The organism is Rathayibacter sp. AY1A5, assembly GCF_002930875.1.
Lineage (GTDB): Bacteria > Actinomycetota > Actinomycetes > Actinomycetales > Microbacteriaceae > Rathayibacter.
Window position 1 is genome coordinate 146,615 of sequence record NZ_PSTM01000005.1, and the last position, 22,010, is coordinate 168,624.

A 22,010-nucleotide genomic window follows, 5' to 3' on the forward strand; every position below is an offset into this window, starting at 1 on the left:
GCAGCAGCTCAGACCCCGACGTGGTTCCGGAATCGCGCGATCGCCGCGAACTCGTCGACCTGGAGGCTGGCGCCTCCGACGAGTGCTCCGTCGACGTCGGGCTCGCGCATGAAGCCGGCGATGTTGCCGGACTTCACGGAGCCGCCGTAGAGGATGCGGGTCTTCGCGGCGGTGTCGGCGCCGAGGACGTCGGCGACGACTCCGCGGAGCGCCTTGCAGACCTGCTGGGCCTGCTCGGGCGTCGCGGCCTGTCCGGAGCCGATGGCCCAGACCGGCTCGTAGGCGACGACGAGGTCGGCGTCCGCGGGGAGGCCGGTGAGGGCCTCCTTCAGCTGGGCGACCGGCACGGCCGACGGGCCGTGCTTCTCGAGGTCCTCCGCGGTCTCGCCGACGCAGATGATCGGAGCGACGCCGTGATTGACGGCCGCGGCCGACTTGGCGGCGATGTCCGCGTCCGTCTCGCCGTGGAGCGTGCGACGCTCCGAGTGGCCGACGATCACGTAGTCGCAGTCGAGCTGCTTCAGGAACTGACCCGAGATCTCACCGGTGTAGGCGCCGCTGTCGAACTTCGAGACGTCCTGCGCGCCGTACTTGAGCGGCAGCTTGTCCGAGTCGACGAGGATCTGCACGGGCCGGAGGTCCGTGAAGGGCGGGAACACCGCGACCTCGACGCCGTCGAAGTCGTGATCGGCGTCCTTGAGGCTCCACGCCAGCTTCTGCACGAAGGCGATGGCCTGGAGGTGGTCCAGGTTCATCTTCCAGTTGCCGGCGATGAGCGGGGTGCGGGCGGCGGTGTCTACCATCCGAGGACCTCCAGTCCGGGGAGGCGCTTGCCCTCGAGGAATTCGAGGCTCGCTCCGCCTCCCGTCGAGATGTGGCCGAACTGGTCGTCGCGGAACCCGAGGGCGCGGACAGCCGCGGCGGAGTCGCCTCCGCCGACGACGCTGAGACCGTCGACCTCGGTGAGCGCCTGCGCGACGGTCTTGGTGCCCGCCGCGAACGGCTCGAGCTCGAAGACGCCCATGGGGCCGTTCCAGAACACCGTCCTGGACGCCGCGATGATCTCGGCGAAGTGCGCGGCGGTGTCCGGTCCGATGTCCAGGCCGAGGCCCTTCTCACCGAAGGGCGTGCCCTCGATCGCGTCGGCCGAGGCGACCTGGTGCTCGGCGTCGGGGCCGAACTCCGACGCCACGACGACGTCCGTCGGCAGGACGATCTCCACACCCAGCTCCTTCGCCGTCGCGAGGTAGCCGAGCACGGTGTCGACCTGGTCGGCCTCCAGCAGGCTGGCGCCGACCTCGTGGCCCTGGGCCTTGAGGAAGGTGAAGAGCATTCCGCCGCCGATGAGGATCGAGTCGACCTTCGGGAGCAGGTGCTCGATCACGCCGAGCTTGTCCGAGACCTTCGAGCCGCCGAGGACGACCGCGTAGGGGCGCTCGGGCTTCTCGGTGAGCCGCTCCAGCACCTCGAGCTCGGCCGCGATCAGCGTGCCGGCGGCGCTGGGGAGAAGCTCGGCGAGCTCGTAGACGCTCGCCTGCTTGCGGTGCACGACGCCGAACCCGTCGGAGACGAAGGCGTCGCCGTAGGCGGCCAGCTTCTCGGCGAAGGTGCGGCGCTCGGCCTCGTCCTTGCTCGTCTCGCCGGCGTTGAACCGGAGGTTCTCGAGGACGACGACCTGGCCGTCCTCGAGGGCGTCGACGGCGGCCGAGGCCGCCTCCCCGACGGTGTCCTCGGCGAAGGCCACCGGAGCGTCGAGCAGCTCGCCGAGGCGGGCGGCGACGGGAGCGAGGCTGTACTTCGCCTCGGGCTTCCCCTCGGGGCGCCCGAGGTGGCTCACGACCACGACTCGGGCGCCCTCGGAGACCAGACGCTGGAGCGTGGGCACCGACGCGCGCACGCGGCCGTCGTCCGTGATCGTTCCGTCCTTCAGGGGGACGTTCAGATCGCAGCGGACGACGACGCGCTTGCCTGCGAGGGAGCCCAGTGAGTCCAGAGTGCGGAGCGTCACTGCGCGCAGCCCTTAGAGCTTGCCGGCGACGAACTCGGTGACGTCGACGAGGCGGTTGGAGTAGCCCCACTCGTTGTCGTACCAGGAGGCGACCTTGACCTGGCTGCCGATGACCTTCGTGAGGCCCGCGTCGAAGATCGACGAGTGCGGGTCGGTCACGATGTCGCTCGAGACGATCGGGTCCTCGGTGTACTTGAGGATGCCCTTGAGGTCTCCCTCGGAGGCGGCCTTGTACGCCGCGTTGATCTCCTCGACGGTGGCGGGCTTGGTCAGCTCGACGGTGAGGTCGGTGATCGAGCCGGTCGGGACCGGGACGCGGAGGGCGTAGCCGTCGAGCTTGCCGACGAGCTCCGGGATGACCAGGCCGAGCGCCTTGGCGGCACCGGTCGAGGTCGGGATGATGTTGACGGCGGCGGCACGGGCGCGACGCAGGTCGCTGTGCGGGCCGTCCTGGAGGTTCTGGTCGGCGGTGTACGCGTGGACCGTGGTCATCAGGCCGCGCTCGATGCCGAAGTTGTCGAGCAGCACCTTGGCGAGCGGCGCGAGGCAGTTCGTGGTGCAGGACGCGTTCGAGATGATGTCGTGCGTCGCGGGGTCGTAGGTGTTCTCGTTCACGCCGAGGACCAGGGTCGCGACGTCGCTGCCGGTGGCGGGAGCGGAGACGATGACCTTCTTGGCACCCGCGGTGATGTGCTTGCGCGCGTCCTCCGACTTGGTGAAGCGGCCGGTCGACTCGATGACGACGTCGACTCCCAGCTCGCCCCAGGGGAGGTTCGCGGGGTCGCGCTCCTCGAGGACGATGATCGGCTTGCCGTTGACGACGATGCGGTCGCCGTCGAGCTCGACGGTCGCGTCGAGGCGGCCCGTGATGGAGTCGTACTTCAGGAGGTGCGCGAGGGCCTTGTTGTCGGTGAGGTCGTTGACCGCGACGATCTCGAGGTCGCTGCCCTTGGCGAGGGCTGCACGGAAGAAGTTACGGCCGATACGGCCGAAGCCGTTGATGCCGATCTTGACGGACACAGATATCTCCTGGTGAGGAAAGGCACCTCGACGGTGCAGTGGAGGGGTGGAAGCCGACGACAGGGCGTCCCGGACGCGGGGCCCGGGACGCCGAGATCGCTACGACAGTAGCAGCAGGCCCGAAGTCTTCTCGCGGGCCTTCTCGAAGCGCGCGGAGACGTCGGCCCAGTTCACGATGTTCCAGAACGCCTTGACGTAGTCGGCCTTCACGTTGACGTAGTCGAGGTAGAAGGCGTGCTCCCACATGTCGAGGAGGAGGACCGGGACGGTCGCCGCGGCGAGGTTGCCCTGGTGGTCGTAGAGCTGCTCGATGATGAGCTTCTCGCCGAGCGAGTCCCAGGCGAGGATCGACCAGCCGGAGCCCTGGATGCCGAGGGCCGAGGCGGTGAAGTGGGCGCGGAACTTGTCGAACGACCCGAAGTTGTCGTCGATGGCCGCGGCGAGCTCGCCGACGGGCTTGTCGCCGCCGTCCGGCGAGAGGTTGTTCCAGAACACGGTGTGGTTCACGTGACCGGCGAGGTTGAAGGCGAGGTCCTTCTGGAGCTTGTTCACGTTCGCGAGGTTCTCGCTGTCGCGAGCCTCCTGCAGCGAGGCGAGGGCGGTGTTCGCCCCGGCCACGTACGTCGCGTGGTGCTTGTCGTGGTGGAGCTCCATGATCCGCCCACTGATGTTCGGCTCGAGGGCCGAGTAGTCGTAGGGCAGTTCGGCGAGCGTGTAGTCAGCCATGTGCGATCTCCTGTTCGTGGTCGTCGCTCCCGTGCGACCCGCCGGCGTCTCGGCGTCCTCCGCGAGGCGGAGGAGGAGGGCCGGGAGTGTCCTGAGCGACCCGATCAGTCTAGCGAGGGGGCCCCTCCGCGTTCGGAGGGCTTGCGTTGTTCGACCAGGAGACACTCAGCGTTCGCCGGGCGGGGCGCGCCGTGCGGCCGGGCCTACAGGTCCTGCAGCTCTGCCGGGAGGTTCGCGTCGGTGCCCGGGATGTCGAGGTCGGACGCGCGCTTGTCGGCCATCGCGAGGAGGCGGCGGATGCGGCCGGCGACGGCGTCCTTCGTCATCGGCGGATCGGCGTGGTGGCCGAGCTCGTCGAGGCTCGCGTCGCGGTGCGCGAGGCGCAGGCGCCCGGCGTAGCGGAGGTGCTCGGGGATGTCGTCGCCCAGGATCTCCATCGCGCGCTCGACGCGGGCGCACGCCGCGACGGCGGCCTGGGCGGAGCGGCGGAGGTTCGCGTCGTCGAAGTTGACGAGGCGGTTCGCGGTCGCCCGCACCTCGCGGCGCTGGCGCAGCTCCTCCCAGCTCGCGACGGTCGCGGTCGCGCCCATCAGGGTGAGCATCGCGCTGATGCTCTCGCCGTCGCGGATGACGACCCGGTGGACGCCGCGCACCTCGCGGGACTTGGCCTGGACTCCCAGGCGTCCGGCGGCTCCGACGATCGCCATGGCCGCCTCGTTGCCGGGGCAGATGATCTCGAGCGCCGCGGAGCGGCCCGGGTCGGTCAGCGAGCCCTGGGCGAGAAAGGCGCCGCGCCACAGGGCGGCGAGCTCCTCGCGGGAGCCGGTCGTGAGGCGGTTGGGCAGGCCGCGGACGGGCCGGCCCCGCTGGTCGAGGAGGCCGGTCTGCCGGGCGAGGGTGTCCCCGCCCTCGACGACGCGCACCAGCCAGCTCGTGGTCCTCCGGGATCCGCCGGCCGAGACGATGCTGCCCTCGCTGCGGACGCCGTACAGCTCGGCGAGGTCGCGGCGCACGCGGGTCGCGAGCGGGGCGGAGTCGAGCTCGACCTCGACCGCGAGGCGGTTGGAGATGATGTGCAGTCCTCCGGAGAAGCGGAGGATGGTCGCCAGTTCGGCGGCACGGACGGTGTTCTTGCGCGAGACGATCGCGACCAGTTCGCCCTTGACGTCTGCGGTGAGGGCCACGGAGTCTTCCTTACGTCGGGTGCGCGGCTGAGCGCGCGGGGATCATTCTCGGCCGAGGTCGCGGTGCGCCACGTTGACGGCGACGCCCGGCAGCTCGGCCAGACGGGCCGCGACACGGCCCGCGACCGCGACGGAGCGGTGCTTGCCTCCCGTGCAGCCGATCGCGATGGTCGCGTGGCGCTTGTTCTCGCGCTGGTAGCCGTCGAGCACGGGGCGCAGGGCCCGGGAGTAGGAGTCGATGAACTCCTCGGCGCCCTGCTGGGCCAGCACGTAGTCTCTCACCTCTTCGTCGAGACCCGTGTGCGGACGCAGCTCCGGGATCCAGTACGGGTTCGGCAGGAACCGCGCGTCGGCCACCATGTCGGCGTCCGTCGGCAGCCCGTACTTGAAGCCGAAGCTCATCACCGTGACCTGGAGGCCCGCGCGGCCGGCCTCGGCGAAGCGCTCGGTGATGCTGGTGGCCAGCTGGTGGATGTTGAGATCCGAGGTGTCGATGACGATGTCGGCCGACTCCCGCAGCTGAGCGAGGCGCGTCCGCTCGGCGGAGATGCCGTCGAGGAGGGTCCCCCGGCCCTGCAGCGGGTGCGGACGGCGCACCTGCTCGAAGCGACGGACGAGCGCGGCGTCGGTGGCCTCGAGGAACACCACTCGGAGGTCGACCCCGGCGCGCAGCTCGCGGACGATGTCGCCGAGGTCCTCGAAGAAGTCGCGTCCGCGGACGTCGACGACCGCCGCGATCTTCGGCAGCGTGTCCCCCGCACGCTGCGCCAGGTCGACCAGCGGGCGCAGCATCTGCGGCGGCAGGTTGTCGACGACGTACCAGCCGAGGTCCTCCAGCGCGTTCGCGGCCGTGGACCGGCCCGCTCCGGACATCCCCGTGACGATCAGCACGTCCTGCTGCTCGCTCTCCGTGCTCATGCGCTCTCCGTGCTCGTGTCTGCTCGTGTCCTCGGTGCCGGGCACCGGCCGCTCTCCCCCGGAGCGCGGGCCTCCAGCCTAGGGCGTGCCCCCGACGGCGGACCCGTCCGGATGCAGGTGCGCGTGGATCGCGCCCGCCAGCGTCGGGCCGATGCCCTTGACCTCGGCGATCTCGGCCTCGCCCGCCTCGCGGAGCCGGGCGACGGATCCGAAGTGCTTCAGCAGGTCGCGAACTCGCGTCCCTCCGAGCCCGGGCACCTCGGCCAGCTGCGACGAGATGTCGCGCTTGCGACGCGTCCTCTGGTGGGTGATCGCGAAGCGGTGCGCCTCGTCGCGGATGCGCTGGAAGAGGAAGAGCGCATCGCTGTTGCGCGGCAGGATGACGGGGAAGTCGGAGTCCGGCAGCCAGATCTCCTCGAGGCGCTTGGCGATCCCGCAGAGGGTGATGCCGGTCACCCCGGACTCGTCGAGCGCGCGCTGCGCGGCTGCGACCTGCGGCTGGCCGCCGTCGACGATCAGCAGCTGCGGGGGGTACGAGAACTTGCGCCGCTTGGCCTCGCCGGTCTCGGGGTCGACCGCCGCGGGCTCGACCGGCTCGCGGAGGTACGCGAGGCGGCGGGTGAGCACCTGGTGCAGCGACTCGGTGTCGTCCGTCGACTCCGCGATGGAGAACCGACGGTACTGGTCCTTCCGCGCGAGCCCGTCCTCGAAGACCACCATCGAGGCGACGATGTTGGTGCCGCTGAGGTGGGAGACGTCGTAGCACTCCATCCGGAGCGGCGCCTCGCTCATGCCGAGGGCGTCGCGGATGTCCTCCAGAGCCTGCGTCCGAGCGGTGAAGTCGGCGGAGCGGCGGGTCTTGTAGAGCATCAGCGAGTGCTTCGCGTTCTGCGTCGCCGTCTCGAGGAGGGCGGCCTTGTCTCCGCGCTGGGCCGCTCGGAGGCGCACGTTCGTGCCGCGCAGTCCGCTCAGCCACTCCTCGAGCGCCTCGGTGTCCTCGGGCAGCTCCGGCACGACGACCTCCCGGGGCGGGACGTCGCCGGTCTCGTAGGCGGCCTGGAGCGCCGTGTCGACGAGCTCCGCCGTGCTCATGTCGAGCTCCTTGTCGACGACCCAGCCCCGCTCGCCGCGGATGCGCCCGCCGCGGACCCGGAACTGCTGCACGGAGGCGGCGAGCTCGTCGTGGACGATCGCGTAGAGGTCGACGTCCACGTTGTCCTTGAGCACGACCGCGCTCTTGGCGAGGACCGCGTCGAGGGCGGCGGCCTGATCGCGCAGCTTCCCCGCGCGCTCGTACTCCATCGCCGCCGCGGCCTCGCGCATCTCCTTCTCGAGCTCGCCGATCATCCGGCGGTCGTGGCTGCCCATGAAGGCGATGAAGCGGTCGACCATCTCGCGGTGCTCGGCGAAGGTGACGCGGTGGGAGCAGGGCCCGCCGCAGCGGCCGATCTGCGACGCGAAGCAGGGCTTGCCGCTCTGCATGGCGCGCTTGTAGTTGGAGTCGTTGCAGGTCCTGATCGGGAACGCCTTGATCATCAGGTCGATCGTCTCGTGGATCGCCCAGATCTTGGGGTAGGGCCCGAAGTAGCGGGCCTTCCTGATCTTGGCGTTCCGCGTGACCATCACCCGCGGGGCCTCGTCGCCGAGCGTCACCGCCATGTAGGGGTAGGACTTGTCGTCGCGGAACTTGACGTTGAAGGGTGGATCGAACTCGTTGATCCAGGTGAACTCGAGCTGCAGGGCCTCGACGTCGGTGCCGACGACGGTCCACTCGACGCCGGAGGCCGAGGTGACCATCCGCCGGGTGCGCTCGTGCAGGCTCGGCAGCGGGGCGAAGTAGTTGCTCAGCCGCGCGCGGAGGTTCTTGGCCTTGCCCACGTAGAGCACCCGCCCCCGGGCGTCCGTGAAGCGGTACACGCCCGGGAGGGTCGGGATCTCCCCCGGCTTCGGCCGGAAGTCGACTGTCTGCGCCATGCCTCTCGCTCGCGTCAGCCGAGGATCTCGGCGAGGAACATGCCGGTGTGGCTGCCCTCGACCTTCGCCACGTGCTCGGGGGTGCCCACCGCGACCACCTGTCCGCCGCCGGCGCCGCCCTCGGGACCCATGTCGATCAGCCAGTCGGCCGACTTGATGACGTCGAGGTTGTGCTCGATGGTGATCACCGTGTTGCCCTTGTCGACCAGGCCGTTGAGGACGAGGAGGAGCTTGCGGACGTCCTCGAAGTGCAGGCCCGTCGTCGGCTCGTCGAGCACGTAGACGCTGCGGCCGTTGGAGCGGCGCTGGAGCTCGGTCGCCAGCTTGACGCGCTGCGCCTCGCCGCCGGAGAGCGTGGTCGCGCTCTGCCCGAGGCGGACGTAGCCGAGGCCCACCTCCACCAGCGTGCGGAGGAAGCGGTGGATCGCCGTGATCGGCTCGAAGAAGTCGGCCGCCTCGGCGATCGGCATGTCGAGCACCTCGGCGATGTTCTTGCCCTTGTAGTGCACGGTCAGGGTGTCGCGGTTGTAGCGCGCTCCCCCGCAGACCTCGCACGCGACGTAGACGTCGGGCAGGAAGTTCATCTCGATCTTGATGGTGCCGTCGCCCGAGCAGGCCTCGCAGCGGCCGCCCTTGACGTTGAAGCTGAAGCGGCCGGGCAGGTACCCCCGCGCCTTCGCCTCGGTGGTCTCGGCGAAGAGGTTGCGGATGCGGTCGAACACGCCCGTGTAGGTGGCGGGGTTCGAGCGCGGCGTGCGGCCGATCGGATTCTGGTCGACGTGCACGACCTTGTCGAGGTTCTCGAGGCCGGTGACGCGCGTGTGCTTGCCCGGCACCTTGCGGGCGCCGTTGAGCTGGTTGGCGAGCACGCGGTAGAGGATGTCGTTCACGAGGGTGCTCTTGCCGGAGCCGGAGACCCCGGTGACCGCGACGAACGTGCCGAGCGGGAACTCCGCGTCGACCTTGCGGAGGTTGTTGGCGTTCGCCCCGACGACCTTGATCATCCGCTTGCGGTCGATCTTCCGCCGCTTCTTCGGGACCTCGATCGCCTTGCGGCCCGAGACGTAGTCGCCGGTGAGCGAGTGGGTGTTCTCGAGCAGCGACTCGTAGGAGCCGGAGTGCACGACCTTGCCGCCGTTGACCCCGGCGCCCGGGCCGATGTCGACGATCCAGTCGGCGGTGCGGATGGTGTCCTCGTCGTGCTCGACCACGATCAGCGTGTTGCCCAGGTCGCGCAGCTTGATGAGGGTGTCGATCAGGCGGCGGTTGTCGCGCTGGTGGAGGCCGATGCTCGGCTCGTCGAGCACGTAGAGCACGCCGGTCAGCCCGGAGCCGATCTGGGTCGCCAGGCGGATGCGCTGCGCCTCGCCGCCCGACAGGGAGGCGGCGGCGCGCGAGAGGTTGAGGTAGTTGAGCCCGACCTCGATGAGGAAGTCGATGCGCGCGCGGATCTCGCGCAGCACCTGCGCGGCGATGTGCGCCTCGCGGTCGGTCAGCTCGAGCCGGCTCATGAAGTCCTGGGCGTCGCCGAGGCTGAGGTCGGCCACGTCCGCGATGCTCGCCCCGTGCACGAGCACGGCGAGCACCTCGGGCTTGAGGCGGGAGCCCTTGCACACGGGGCAGGGCACCTCGCGGAGGAACTCGGACCAGCGGGTGCGCTGGACGTCGGTCTCGGCCTGGACGAACTGGCGCTCGATGTAGGGCACGACGCCCTCGAAGCCCGAGGTGTAGCTCATCTCGCGGCCGTAGCGGTTCTTCCACTTGACCTTGACCTCGAAGTTGTCGCCGTGGAGGACGGCCTGCTGCACCTCGGTGCTGAGGCGCTTCCACGGGGTGGTGAGCGTGAAGCCGAGGTCGCGGGAGAGGCCGTCGAGCAGCTTCTCGTAGTACTGGAACAAGCCCTTGCCCTGGGTGGTCCAGGGGATGATGACGCCCTCGGCGATGCTCAGGTCGGGGTCGCCGAGCAGCAGCTCGTCGTCGACCGACATGCGCGTGCCGAGGCCCGAGCACTCCGGGCAGGCGCCGAACGGCGCGTTGAAGGAGAAGGTCCGCGGCTCGATCTCGGTCAGCGAGATCGGGTGGTTGTTGGGGCAGGACAGCTTCTCGGAGTAGGTGGTCCAGGCGCCGTCGCCCTCGCCGTCGACGTAGTTGATCTGCACGATGCCGTCGGTGAGCCGCAGGGCCGTCTCGAGCGAGTCGGTGAGGCGCCCGAGGATGTCGGGGCCGGCCACGAGCCGGTCGACCACGACGGAGATGTCGTGCTTGTACTGCTTCTTGAGCACCGGCGGCTCGCTCAGCTGGACGAGCTTCCCGTCCACCATGGCGCGGGAGTAGCCGCCCGCGGTCAGCTCCTTGAAGAGGTCGACGAACTCGCCCTTCTTCTGGGAGACGACGGGGCTGAGGATCTGGTAGCGGGTACCGGTCTCGAGCTCCATCAGCTGGTCGGCGATCTGCTGCACGGTCTGCGCGGAGATCCGCTCGCTGCAGATGGGGCAGTGCGGGACGCCGATGCGCGCCCACAGCAGACGCATGTAGTCGAAGATCTCGGTGATCGTGCCGACGGTCGAGCGCGGGTTGCGGTTCGTCGACTTCTGGTCGATCGAGACCGCGGGGCTGAGGCCCTCGATGAAGTCGACGTCCGGCCGGTCCACCTGCCCGAGGAACTGGCGGGCGTACGCGGAGAGGGACTCGACGTAGCGCCGCTGGCCCTCCGCGAAGATCGTGTCGAAGGCCAGGGAGGACTTGCCCGAGCCCGAGAGACCGGTGAACACCACCATCGAGTCGCGCGGGATCTCGAGGTCGACGTTCTGCAGGTTGTGCACCCGCGCGCCGCTCACCACCAGCTTCGAGGACGACTCGTCGAGCGAGGAGACGAAGCGGTGGAAGGAGGGAGAGGGGGTGGAGGAGGGGTCCGTAACGGCGTTCAGGATCGACACTCCGAAAGTGTATGCGGAGCCACCGACATCGCCCGTGGCGTTCGCTGGGCGCTGATCCGCGGGCCCCTCCCCTTGCGGATCAGCGCCCCCGATCAGGACAGGTGCCCGGCCTTCTCCATCTGGCGGAGCTCGCGCTTGAGCTCCTGGACCTCGTCCCGCAGCCGGGCCGCGAGCTCGAACTTGAGCTCGCCCGCCGCCTGGAGCATCTGCCCGTTGAGGTCGGAGATGATCGCCTCGAGGTCGTTGCCGCCGTTCGCGGCGAGACCCTGACGGCGCAGGTTCGGCGTCGGGCTCTTCTTCTTGGCGTCGCGCCCGGCGAGCAGCTTGGCGGTGTCGGCCCCCTCGCGGGCGAGGGCGTCGGTGATGTCGGCGATCTTCTTCCGCAGCGGCGTCGGGTCGATGCCGTGGTCGAGGTTGTAGGCGACCTGCTTCTCGCGTCGGCGGTCGGTCTCGTCGATCGCGAGCCGCATCGAGTCCGTCACCTTGTCGGCGTACATGTGGACCTCGCCCGAGACGTTGCGCGCCGCACGGCCGATCGTCTGGATGAGCGACGTGGACGAGCGGAGGAAGCCCTCCTTGTCGGCGTCGAGGATCGCCACGAGCGAGACCTCGGGCAGGTCGAGCCCCTCGCGCAGCAGGTTGATGCCGACCAGGACGTCGTACACGCCCGCTCGCAGCTCCGAGAGGAGCTCGACGCGCCTCAGGGTGTCGACGTCGGAGTGCAGGTAGCGGACCCGGACGCCGGCCTCCGTGAGGAAGTCGGTGAGCTCCTCGGCCATGCGCTTCGTCAGCGTCGTGACGAGCACGCGCTCGTCGCGCTCGGTGCGGCGCTTGATCTCCTCGAGCAGGTCGTCGATCTGGCCCTTCGTCGGCTTGACGACGATCTCGGGGTCGATCAGGCCGGTCGGGCGGATGATCTGCTCGACGATGCCGTCGGCGATGCCCATCTCGTAGCGGCCCGGGGTCGCCGAGAGGTAGACGGTCTGACCGACGCGCGACTTGAACTCCTCCCACTTCAGGGGCCGGTTGTCCATCGCCGAGGGCAGGCGGAAGCCGTGCTCGACCAGCGTGCGCTTGCGGGACGCGTCGCCCTCGTACATCGCACCGATCTGCGGCACCGTCACGTGCGACTCGTCGATCACGACGAGGAAGTCGTCCGGGAAGTAGTCGAGCAGGCAGTGCGGGGCCTCGCCCGACTCGCGGCCGTCGATGTGGCGGGAGTAGTTCTCGATGCCGGAGCAGAATCCGATCTGCTGCATCATCTCGAGATCGAAGGTCGTGCGCATCCGCAGGCGCTGCGCCTCGAGGAGCTTGTTCTGCTTCTCGAGGTCGGCCAGGCGCACCTCGAGCTCCTGCTGGATGGTGTCGATCGCACGGTGCATGACGTCCTGGCTGGCGACGTAGTGCGAGCCGGGGAAGACCGACACGGAGTCGAGCTTCCGGACGATGTCGCCGGTGAGCGGGTGGAGCGTGTAGAGCGCCTCGATCTCGTCGCCGAACATCTCGATCCGGATCGCGAGCTCCTCGTACATCGGGATGATCTCGATCGTGTCGCCCCGCACTCGGAAGGTGCCGCGGGCGAAGTCGACGTCGTTGCGCGCGTACTGCATCGACACGAACTTGCGGATGAGGCGGTCCCGGTCGACCCGCTGGCCGACCTGGAGCGCCACCATCGCCTCGAGGTACTGCTCGGGCTGGCCGAGGCCGTAGATGCAGGAGACGGTCGACACCACGATCACGTCGCGGCGGCTCAGGAGCGAGTTCGTGGTGGAGTGGCGCAGCCGCTCGACCTCGGCGTTGACCGAGCTGTCCTTCTCGATGAAGGTGTCGGTCTGCGGGACGTAGGCCTCGGGCTGGTAGTAGTCGTAGTACGAGACGAAGTACTCGACGGCGTTGTTGGGGAACAGCTCGCGGAACTCGTTGGCGAGCTGCGCGGCGAGGGTCTTGTTGTGCGCGAGCACGAGCGTGGGACGCTGCACGGCCTCGACGAGCCAGGCCGTGGTCGCGGACTTGCCGGTCCCGGTGGCGCCCAGCAGGACGACATCGGTCTCGCCGGCGTTGATGCGGGCGCTCAGATCGGCGATCGCGCCGGGCTGGTCACCGCTCGGCTTGTACTCGCTGATGACCTCGAACGGGTGCACGGCACGGGTTGGCTCCATGGTTCGAAGCGTAGCCGCGACCACCGACACCGGACGGCGCGTGCGCTGGCGGCGAACGGGGTGCGCTCTCCGGCCGGGCCGCTCGGCCACGAGGGCGGGTGGCCGGGACGGACCGTCAGCGGGCGAGACGCTCCCACAGCGCGTCGGTCCGAGCGAGCGTCTCCTCCAGCGTGCCGGAGGAGTCGATCACGACGTCGGCGAGGGCGAGGCGCTCCTCGTCGCTCGCCTGCGACGAGACCCGCGCACGAGCCTCCTCCTCGGTCAGTCCCCGGAGGGCGACGAGACGCTCGATGCGGAGGTGCTGCGGCGCGTGCACGACGACCACCTCGTCGAACTCCCCCGCTCCACGGCCCTCGGCGAGGAGGGGGACGTCGTAGACGACCACCGCGGCCGGGTCCGCCTCGGCGGCCTCCGCGAACAGCCGCTGCGAGCGGAGCGTCACCGCCGGATGGGTGATCGCATTGAGGTCGGCGCGGGCCGCCGCGTCCGAGAAGACGATCGCGCCGAGCGCCGGGCGGTCGAGCGCGCCGTCCGCGCGGATCACGGACGGGCCGAAGCGCTCGGCGATCGCCGCCAGCGCCGGCTCCCCCGGCTCGACGACCTCGCGCGCGAGGACGTCGGCGTCGACCACCACCGCTCCGTGCTCGGCGAGACGGCGGGCGACGGTGGACTTGCCCGAGGCGATGCCTCCGGTGAGGGCGACGAGATGCACCCGGCCACCCTACCCAGCGCCGTCGCCCGGAACGCCGAACGGCCGGCCCCCGAGGGGACCGGCCGTTCAATGCGATGTGCTCGCGATCAGTTGTTCGAGGACAGCTTCTCGCGGAGCGCGGCGAGCGACTCGTCGTCGGCGAGGGTGCCGCCGGTGGTCGACTCGCTGGTGAAGCCGGCGCCGACCGAGACGCCCTCGGAGACGGTGGCCGCCTCCTCCTGCGACTTGGCCACCTGGGCCTTGTGGGCCTCCCAGCGCGCCTGAGCAGCGGCGTACTCCTGCTCCCAGGCCTCGCGCTGCGACTCGAAGCCCTCGCGCCACTCGTTGGTCTCGGGGTCGAAGCCCTCGGGGTACTTGTAGTTCCCCTGGTCGTCGTACTCCGTGGCCATGCCGTAGAGCGCCGGGTCGAACTCGGTGCCCTCGGGGTCGACGTTCTCGTTCGCCTGCTTGAGCGAGAGGGAGATGCGGCGACGGTCGAGGTCGATGTCGATGACCTTGACGAACACCTCTTCGCCGACCGACACGACCTGCTCGGCGAGCTCGACGTGCTTGCCCGACAGCTCGGAGATGTGGACGAGGCCCTCGATGCCGTCCGCGACGCGGACGAAGGCACCGAACGGGACCAGCTTCGTGACCTTGCCCGGCGCGACCTGTCCGATCGCGTGGGTGCGGGCGAAGACCTGCCACGGGTCCTCCTGGGTCGCCTTGAGCGAGAGCGACACGCGCTCGCGGTCGAGGTCGACCTCGAGGATCTCGACGGTGACCTCCTGGCCCACCTCGACGACCTCGGAGGCGTGCTCGATGTGCTTCCAGGAGAGCTCGGAGACGTGGACGAGACCGTCGACCCCGCCGAGGTCGACGAACGCACCGAAGTTGACGATCGACGACACGACGCCCTTGCGGACCTGACCCTTGTGCAGGTTGTTCAGGAACGTGGTGCGGCTCTCGGACTGGGTCTGCTCGAGGAGCGCGCGACGCGACAGGACCACGTTGTTGCGGTTCTTGTCGAGCTCGAGGATCTTCGCCTCGATCTCCTGGCCGAGGTACGGCGTGAGGTCGCGGACGCGGCGCAGCTCGATGAGCGAGGCCGGGAGGAAGCCGCGGAGGCCGATGTCGACGATGAGACCGCCCTTGACGACCTCGATGACCGAGCCGGTGACGACGCCGTCCGACTCCTTGATCTTCTCGACGTCGCCCCACGCACGCTCGTACTGCGCACGCTTCTTGGACAGGATCAGGCGACCCTCCTTGTCCTCCTTCTGGAGGACGAGGGCCTCGACGCTGTCGCCCACGTTGACGACCTCGGAGGGGTCGACGTCGTGCTTGATGGAGAGCTCGCGCGAGGGGATGACGCCCTCGGTCTTGTAGCCGACGTCGAGGAGGACCTCGTCGCGGTCGATCTTCACGACGGTGCCTTCGATGAGGTCTCCGTCGTTGAAGAACTTCAGAGTCTTTTCGACCGCGGCAAGAAAGTCTTCAGCAGACCCGATGTCGTTGATCGCGACCTGCTTGGTTGCCTTGTCGGTCGTTGCGGTTGTCATTAAGGGATGCTCCAGGATGGATGGGTCTCGGGCGGCGGCCGCCTGCGGGCCTCGCGGCTCGGCGGAGTGGTGACCACTGCGGTGGTGAGGGATGTGCCTCCGGCCCGGGAGCCGCGCTCGGCCGGCCGGAGGACCGGCCTTCCTCGCGCGCCGCGGGCACGGCGGCGCCACAGATGTGACACCCCAGCTTAGACGCCCCGGGAGGCGCACGGCAATCTCGCCGCGCCCGTCCAGGCGCGGGTTCCGGAGTCAGCCGGCGAGGGAGGAGCGGAGGGTGTCGAGACCGACGCCGCCGAGGTCGAGCGCCCTCCGGTGGAAGGCCGCGAGCGAGAACGCGGCGCCCTCGCGCGCCTCCGCCTCGTCGCGCAGCTGCTCCCAGATCCGCTGCCCGATCTTGTAGGACGGAGCCTGCCCCGGCCAGCCGAGGTACCGGTTCACCTCGAAGCGCACGAACGCGTCGTCCATGTTCACGTTGGCCCGCATGAAGTCGAGGGCCGACTCGGCGGTCCAGACGGTGCCGGAGCCCGGCATCGGCTTCTGGAGGTGCACGCCGATGTCCAGCACGACGCGCGCCGCGCGCATCCGCTGGCCGTCGAGCATGCCCAGGCGGTCGGCCGGGTCGTCGAGGTAGCCGAAGCGCTCCATCAGCCGCTCCGCGTAGAGCGCCCAGCCCTCGGCGTGGCCGGAGGTCCCGGCGAGCTGACGGCGCCAGGTGTTGAGGCGGGCGCGGTTGTGGACGGCCTGGCCGATCTGCAGGTGATGGCCCGGGACGCCCTCGTGGTAGACCGTGGTCAGCTCCCGCCAGGTGGCGAACTCGGTGACTCCGGCCGGGACCGACCACCACATCCGCCCTGGGCGCGAGAAGTCGTCGCTCGGACCGGTGTAGTAGATGCCGCCCTCCTGGGTCGGCGCGATCCTGCACTCGAGGCGGCGCACCTCCTCCGGGATGTCGAAGGCGGTGCCGGCGAGCTCGCGGACGGAGCGGTCGCTGGTCTCCTGCATCCACGCCTGCAGAGCGTCGACGCCGTGCAGAGTGCGGGCCGGGTCCGCCTCGAGGTGGGCGATCGCCTCGGCGACGGAGGCGCCGGGCAGGATCTCGCGCGCGATCGCCTCCTGCTCGGACGTCATGCGGGCCAGCTCCTCGATCCCCCACTCGTAGGTCTCGTCGAGGTCGACGACAGCGCCGAGGAAGCGGCGGGAGTGCAGCGCGTACAGCTCCCGGCCGACGGCGTCCTGCTCGGTCGCGGCGGGGGCGAGCTCGCCCCGGAGGAACTGCGCGAGCGACCCGTAGGCGGCCGAGGCACGGCGGGCGCCGTCCTCCAGCCGCTGAGCGAGCGACGCGGGCAGGGATCCGGCGGCGGGAGCGGCCTCCGCGGCCAGCTCGGCGAAGAACCCGCGGGGAGCGGCGATCTTCCGCGCCTGCTCGGCGACGAGCTCGACCTGGCGGCGGGCGGGGACCACGCCGGTGCGGATCCCCTCGCGCAGGGTCTCCGCGTAGCCCTCGAGGGCGGCCGGCACGGCCAGCAGCCGCTCGGCGACCGCCTCCCAGTCGGCGACCTCGTCCGTCGGCATCAGGTCGAAGGCGTCGCGCAGCTCCTGCGCCGGGGACGCGATCACGTTGAGGTCCCGCAGCGGCAGACCGGCGTCGTGCCCCTCCAGGGAGAGCCGGAGCTCGGCGCCGAGGTCGGCGGCCGTGACGCGGTCGACGTCGTCCACGGGGTCGGCGGCCTCGAGCTCGGCGAGGGCCGAGGCGGTCGCCGCCCGGGCCTGCTCGAGACCGGCCGGCGAGTAGTCGCCCAGACGGCCGTTCGCGCCGCTGCGTCCGATCGCGGTGCCGAGGGTGGGGTCGAGGTCGACGAGCGTGTCGACCCAGCGCTCGGCGACGGCGTCGACGGCGGTGGGCTCGCGGGGGGTGTCGGTGCTCATGCCTCCGAGCCTAGCCAGGCCCTGCGGCCGGCTCAGTGCGCGGCGACGTCCCAGTCGGATCCGTGGCCCACCTGCACCTCGAGCGGGACGCTCAGGTCGGCGGCACCCGCCATCCGGCCGCGGACGACCGCCTCGAGCGACTCCTCCTCGCCGGGGGCGACGTCGAAGATCAGCTCGTCGTGCACCTGGAGGAGCATCCGCGAGCCGAGCCCCTGCTCGTCGAGGTCGGCCTGCACGCCGATCATCGCGCGCTTCATGATGTCGGCGGCCGAGCCCTGGATCGGCGAGTTGAGCGCCGCCCGCTCGGCGTTGTCGCGGAGGACGCGGTTCGCGCTCTGCAGGTCGGGGAAGGGACGCCGGCGACCGAAGATCGTCTCGGTGTAGCCGGTCTCGCGGGCCTGCTCGACGACGCTGCGGAGGTAGTCGCGCACCGCGCCGAAGCGGACGAAGTAGTCGGTCATCAGCTGCTTCGCCTCGGCGCTCGAGATGCGCAGCTGCTTCGACAGGCCGAAGGCGCTCAGGCCGTAGGCGAGGCCGTACGACATCGCCTTGACCTTGTTGCGCATGGCCGAGGTGACGTCGCCCGGATCGACGCCGAAGATCCGCGATCCGACGAAGCGGTGCAGGTCCTCGCCGGAGTGGAAGGCCTCGATCAGCCCGGCGTCCCCGGAGAGGTGCGCCATGATCCGCATCTCGATCTGCGAGTAGTCGGCGGTGAGGAGGGTGCTCGCGTCCGCTCCGTGGACGAAGGCGGTGCGGATGCGGCGGCCCACCTCGCTGCGGACGGGGATGTTCTGCAGGTTCGGGTCGTTGGAGGAGATCCGGCCGGTGGCCGTGCCGGTCTGGTCGTAGCTGGTGTGGATCCGGCCGTCGGCGGTGACCGACTTCTCGAGCGTCTCGATGATCTGCTTGAGCTTGGTCGCGTCGCGGTGCTCGAGGAGCAGCCCGAGGAACGGGTGCGGGTGGGACTCCTGCAGGTCGGCGAGGGCGGAGGCGTCGGTGGTGTAGCCCGTCTTCGTGGCCCGGGTGCGCGGCATGTCGAGCTCCTCGAAGAGGACCTGCTGCAGCTGCTTGGGCGAGCCGAGGTTCATCTCGTGGCCGATCTCCGCGAACGCGCGGCTCGCGAGGTCGGCGGCCGAGACGGTCAGCTCGGCGCGGAGGCGCGCCAGCACGTCGGCGTCGATCGCGACGCCGGTGAGCTCCATCGTCGCGAGGACCTGGACGATCGGCAGCTCGATGTCGACGAGCACCGAGAGCATCCCCTCGCCCAGCCGCTCGCGCAGCGGAGCGACGAGCCGGTACGCGTACCAGGCCTCGGTGGCGGGCCCCATCGGCTCGACGGTGGGGACCAGCTGGTTCGGGTCGCCCTGCGCCATGGTCTCGTCGAGGTGCTGCGCGACCTGCGCCGCGAGCGTGGCCGGGTGCCCGGTGGGCTGCACCAGCCAGGAGGCGACGCGGGTGTCGAACGCGAGCCCCGCGACGGGGAGTCCGGCCCTCCGCAGCGCCTTGATCTGGGGCTTCGCGTCGGCGAAGTACTTGGGGGCGGGCCCGGCCAGCCACTGCTCGAGCGCGGTGTAGTCGGGTCGCTCGGCGGCCCACGGGACGAACGCCGTCTCCTTCTCGACCGCGAGACCCACACCCTCGAGCCCGCCGGCTCCGAGCAGGACCTGCACGGCGACGGGCGCGGTGCCCTTCGCCGACACGCGGTCGAGCCAGTGCGCGAGCTCCTCGTCGACCAGGGTGCGGACGGCGGGTGCGGAGGTCGTGACCACGTCGCCCGCCAGGGCCGCGGCGGCGCCGTCGACGCCCTCCTCCGCGGCGATCGTCAGGACCCGCTCCTGCAGGGTCTTGAACTCGAGGCGGCTGAAGATCTCGCGGACCGCGTCGGGATCGATCGGGCGGCGCGTCAGATCGTGCGGGCCGAGGGGGAGCTCGACGTCCGTCACCAGCCGGTTGAGGCGGCGGTTGCGGAGCGCGTTCTCCTTCTGCTCGCGCAGCTTCTCGCCGACCACGCCCTTGATCTCGTCGGCGTGGGCGATGATGTCGGCGACCGTTCCGTACTGGTTGACCCACTTCGCGGCCGTCTTGGGGCCGACCTTGTCGACGCCGGGCAGGTTGTCGCTCGTCTCGCCGACGAGGGCGGCGATCTCGGGGTACTGGTGCGGCTCGACGCCGTACTTCTCGAACACCTTGTCGCGGTCGTAGCGGGTGAGCTGCGAGACGCCCTGGGTGGAGGGGTAGAGCAGGGTGACGTCCGGGGTCACCAGCTGTATGGTGTCGCGATCGCCCGAGACGACCAGCACGCGGAAGCCGGCCTCGGCCCCCTGGCGCGCGAGCGTCGCGAGGATGTCGTCGGCCTCGAAGTCCTCCTTCGAGACGGTCCGGATGTTCATGGCGTGCAGCGCCTCCTCGAGGAGGGGGACCTGGCCCTTGAACTCGGGCGGCGTCTCGCCGCGGGTGCCCTTGTACTCCGGGTACTCGCGGGTGCGGAACGAGTAGCGGGAGATGTCGAACGCGACGCCGAGGTGGGTCGGCTTCTCGTTCTTCAGCAGCAGGATCAGCATCGAGAGGAAGCCGTGGATGGCGTTGGTGTGCTGGCCCTCGCGGGTCTGGAAGCTGTCGACCGGGAGCGCGTAGAACGCCCGGAACGCCAGGGAATGGCCGTCGACGAGCAGGAGGGTAGGCTGTTCCGGATCTGACACAGGGCCAGACTACACAGCGCCTCCGACACCGGATCGGCCCGCTCGCGCCCGCCGGTCAGGGCCGCTCCGAGGCTCCAGCGCGAGGAGCGACGTGACCGAGCCGACCCCCACCACGACCGCCTGGATCCGCCCGCCCGCGCTAGACCTGGTCGCCGGGATCGGCCGCGGCATGGGCGAGCTCGCCGAGCGGATGGGGATCCTCTGGCACGAGCTCACCCCGCAGCACTCGGTGGCCTCGATGCCCGTCGAGGGCAACCGGCAGCCGGTCGGCATCCTGCACGGCGGCGCGCACGTCGTGCTCGCCGAGTCGATGGGCTCGATCGCGGCGAACGTGCACGCCGGCGCGGGCCGCCTGGCGATGGGCATCGAGCTGAACGCGAGCCACAGCCGGTCGGTCCACTCGGGCTTCGTGATCGCCACCTGCGACGCGATCCACCTGGGCTCCACCCTCACCACCCACGAGATCGTCGTGCGCGACCAGGAGGGGCGCCGCCTCTCCACCGTGCGGATCACCAACATCATCCGAGACGCCCGCTGACGGGGAGCGGACGGGTCCCCCTCGCGGGAGCGGAGGGCGAGGACCGCGATCGCCGTCAGGACCGCCCGCGCCTGCGCGCGACCGGGGATCGACCGGTCGGCCGCGCCGCTCGGAGGCCCGGCACCGCGGCGAGCGGCACTGTCAAGCGACGGCGCGCGACTGTGCCCGGTGGTGCCCGAAGGGCGACACTGAGCGGATGAGCCTTCGCCATCTCCTCAAGAGCCTCCCGTCCATGCCCTCCGACCTGCCCTCGTTCGATGCGGAGGCGGCTCCGGCCGATCCTCTCGAGCTGTTCGCGCAGTGGCTCGAGGAGGCGAAGGACGCGGGCCAGCTCCTCCCCCACGGCGCCACGCTCTCCACCGCCTCCGACGACGGCACCGTCTCGGCGCGCGTGCTCGTGCTGCGCGAGATCGACGAGGCGGGCTGGGCGTTCTCCACCCATGCCACCAGCCCCAAGGGACGCGCCATGGAGGAGAACCCGCACGCCGCGCTGACCTTCTTCTGGCCGGTCCAGGGCCGTCAGGTCCGGGTCGAGGGCCGGGTCGAGCGCGCCTCCGCGCAGGAGTCGGCCGACGACTTCCGCCGCCGCTCCGAGGCCGCTCGCACCGCCCTGCTCGTCGGACGCCAGAGCGAGCCGATGCGCAGCGCGCAGGACTTCGGCCTCGTCACGCTCCAGACCAGCGTCGCCGTGGGCTGCTCGCCCGCGACGCTCGACCGGGAGTGGGCCGTCTACCGCGTCGTGCCCGAGCGCATCGAGTTCTGGCAGGGCTCGACCGCGCCGGAGCAGGATCACACCCGTCTCGAGTACCGCCCGGGAACGACGGAGGCGGGCGGCTCCCCGTGGGAGCGCACCCGCCTCTGGCCCTGAGGCCGTGGGCCCTCGGGCCCGGCCTCGCGCTAGGCCTTCTTCGTGCTCAGCTGCTCGATGATCGCCTGCGCGACGTCGTGCATGGTGAGCCGGCGGTCCATGGAGGCCTTCTGGATCCAGCGGAACGCCTCGGGCTCGGTGAGTCCCATCTTCTCGTTGAGCAGGCCCTTGGCGCGGTCGACGAGCTTGCGGGTCTCGAAGCGCTCGACCATGTCGGCGACCTCGGCCTCGAGGGTGAGGATCTGGGCGTACCGCGAGAGGGCGATCTCGATCGCGGGCAGCAGGTCGTTGGGCGTGAAGGGCTTCACGACGTAGGCGAGCGCTCCGGCCTCGCTGGCGCGCTCGACGAGCTCCTTCTGGCTGAAGGCGGTGAGCAGGACGACGGGCGCGATGTGCGCCTTCGAGAGGCGCTCGGCCGCCGAGATGCCGTCGAGCTGGGGCATCTTGACGTCCATGATGACGAGATCGGGGCGCAGCTCGGTGGCGAGGGCCACAGCGGTCTCGCCGTCGCCGGCCTCGCCGACGACCTCGAAGCCGTTGTCGCGGAGGATCTCCACGATGTCGAGGCGGATGAGGGATTCGTCTTCGGCGACGACGACCCGACGGGGTGCGGTCGACGAGGGTTCCTGGTCAGTCACGCCGATGAGCCTACGGTATTCTCGACGGGCTGGTGATGAGCCGGTGTGGCGGAATGGCAGACGCGGGGCACTCAAAATGCTCTGTCCGAGAGGGCTTGTGGGTTCGAGTCCCACCACCGGTACCCGCCTGGTCGCGCGGTGCGCGCCTCCGCTCGCTAGC

At 70.4% G+C, this 22,010-nt stretch carries 16 protein-coding genes and 1 tRNA gene; 3 read left to right on the forward strand and 14 right to left on the reverse strand.

Translation table 11 applies throughout. The features are described from left to right. Positions 1-8: 8 nt before the first annotated feature. From tpiA to polA, 13 genes are all read right to left on the reverse strand, one after another. Entirely contained in the window at positions 9-803 is a 795-nt protein-coding gene (gene tpiA, locus C5B98_RS05050; protein ID WP_104221913.1) for a triose-phosphate isomerase, read from the reverse strand. Beyond that, entirely contained in the window at positions 797-2,008 is a 1,212-nt protein-coding gene (locus tag C5B98_RS05055) for a phosphoglycerate kinase (protein ID WP_104221911.1), read from the reverse strand. Before C5B98_RS05055 ends, tpiA begins: the two co-directional genes overlap by 7 nt. A gap of 12 nt (positions 2,009-2,020) precedes the next feature. Continuing rightward, a complete protein-coding gene (gene gap, locus C5B98_RS05060) occupies positions 2,021-3,028 on the reverse strand; it encodes a type I glyceraldehyde-3-phosphate dehydrogenase (protein ID WP_104221909.1) in 1,008 nt (335 codons plus the stop codon). Between the two features lie 99 nt (positions 3,029-3,127). Next, the gene (locus C5B98_RS05065; RefSeq protein ID WP_104221907.1) at positions 3,128-3,754 is read right to left on the reverse strand and encodes a superoxide dismutase; all 627 of its coding nucleotides are present in this window, start codon (positions 3,752-3,754) and stop codon (positions 3,128-3,130) included. Positions 3,755-3,957: 203 nt separating this feature from the next. After that, positions 3,958-4,938: a DNA-binding protein WhiA gene (gene whiA, locus C5B98_RS05070; RefSeq protein ID WP_104221905.1), complete on the reverse strand. Its 981-nt coding sequence runs from the start codon at positions 4,936-4,938 to the stop codon at positions 3,958-3,960. A gap of 42 nt (positions 4,939-4,980) precedes the next feature. After that, complete coding sequence (gene rapZ, locus C5B98_RS05075; protein WP_097166020.1) at positions 4,981-5,856, reverse strand: RNase adapter RapZ; 876 nt, start codon at positions 5,854-5,856, stop codon at positions 4,981-4,983. Positions 5,857-5,934: 78 nt separating this feature from the next. Further along, complete coding sequence (uvrC, locus tag C5B98_RS05080; RefSeq protein ID WP_104221903.1) at positions 5,935-7,830, reverse strand: excinuclease ABC subunit UvrC; 1,896 nt, start codon at positions 7,828-7,830, stop codon at positions 5,935-5,937. 14 nt (positions 7,831-7,844) lie between these two features. Continuing rightward, on the reverse strand, positions 7,845-10,670 hold the full coding sequence (gene uvrA, locus C5B98_RS05085) for an excinuclease ABC subunit UvrA (protein ID WP_244229661.1): 2,826 nt from the start codon (positions 10,668-10,670) through the stop codon (positions 7,845-7,847). Positions 10,671-10,858: 188 nt separating this feature from the next. Next, positions 10,859-12,925 (reverse strand): excinuclease ABC subunit UvrB, encoded by a 2,067-nt coding sequence (uvrB, locus tag C5B98_RS05090; protein WP_104221901.1) that lies wholly within the window; start codon positions 12,923-12,925, stop codon positions 10,859-10,861. Between the two features lie 115 nt (positions 12,926-13,040). Beyond that, positions 13,041-13,637 (reverse strand): dephospho-CoA kinase, encoded by a 597-nt coding sequence (coaE, locus tag C5B98_RS05095; RefSeq protein ID WP_104221899.1) that lies wholly within the window; start codon positions 13,635-13,637, stop codon positions 13,041-13,043. Positions 13,638-13,723: 86 nt separating this feature from the next. Beyond that, positions 13,724-15,178, reverse strand: a complete 1,455-nt coding sequence (gene rpsA, locus C5B98_RS05100) for a 30S ribosomal protein S1 (RefSeq protein ID WP_104221897.1) — start codon at positions 15,176-15,178, stop codon at positions 13,724-13,726. 249 nt (positions 15,179-15,427) lie between these two features. After that, a complete protein-coding gene (locus C5B98_RS05105; protein ID WP_104221895.1) occupies positions 15,428-17,104 on the reverse strand; it encodes a DUF885 domain-containing protein in 1,677 nt (558 codons plus the stop codon). Positions 17,105-17,136: 32 nt separating this feature from the next. Continuing rightward, positions 17,137-19,806 carry a DNA polymerase I gene (gene polA / locus C5B98_RS05110; RefSeq protein WP_104221893.1) on the reverse strand — a complete coding sequence of 890 codons (2,670 nt, stop codon included), beginning with the start codon at positions 19,804-19,806 and terminating at the stop codon, positions 17,137-17,139. Between the two features lie 91 nt (positions 19,807-19,897). Here polA and C5B98_RS05115 point away from each other — a divergent pair, with 91 nt between their 5' ends. Further along, positions 19,898-20,344, forward strand: coding sequence for a PaaI family thioesterase (locus C5B98_RS05115; protein WP_374953047.1), 447 nt, complete (start codon positions 19,898-19,900; stop codon positions 20,342-20,344). Positions 20,345-20,540: 196 nt separating this feature from the next. Further along, positions 20,541-21,212, forward strand: coding sequence for a pyridoxal 5'-phosphate synthase (locus tag C5B98_RS05120; RefSeq protein ID WP_104221891.1), 672 nt, complete (start codon positions 20,541-20,543; stop codon positions 21,210-21,212). Between the two features lie 29 nt (positions 21,213-21,241). Here the strand turns inward: C5B98_RS05120 and C5B98_RS05125 are convergent, their stop codons facing one another. Next, positions 21,242-21,850: an ANTAR domain-containing response regulator gene (locus tag C5B98_RS05125; RefSeq protein ID WP_104221889.1), complete on the reverse strand. Its 609-nt coding sequence runs from the start codon at positions 21,848-21,850 to the stop codon at positions 21,242-21,244. A 39-nt stretch (positions 21,851-21,889) separates the two neighbouring features. Between C5B98_RS05125 and C5B98_RS05130 the strand changes: the two genes are divergently transcribed. Continuing rightward, a tRNA-Leu gene (locus tag C5B98_RS05130) sits at positions 21,890-21,972 on the forward strand. Positions 21,973-22,010: the final 38 nt, after the last annotated feature.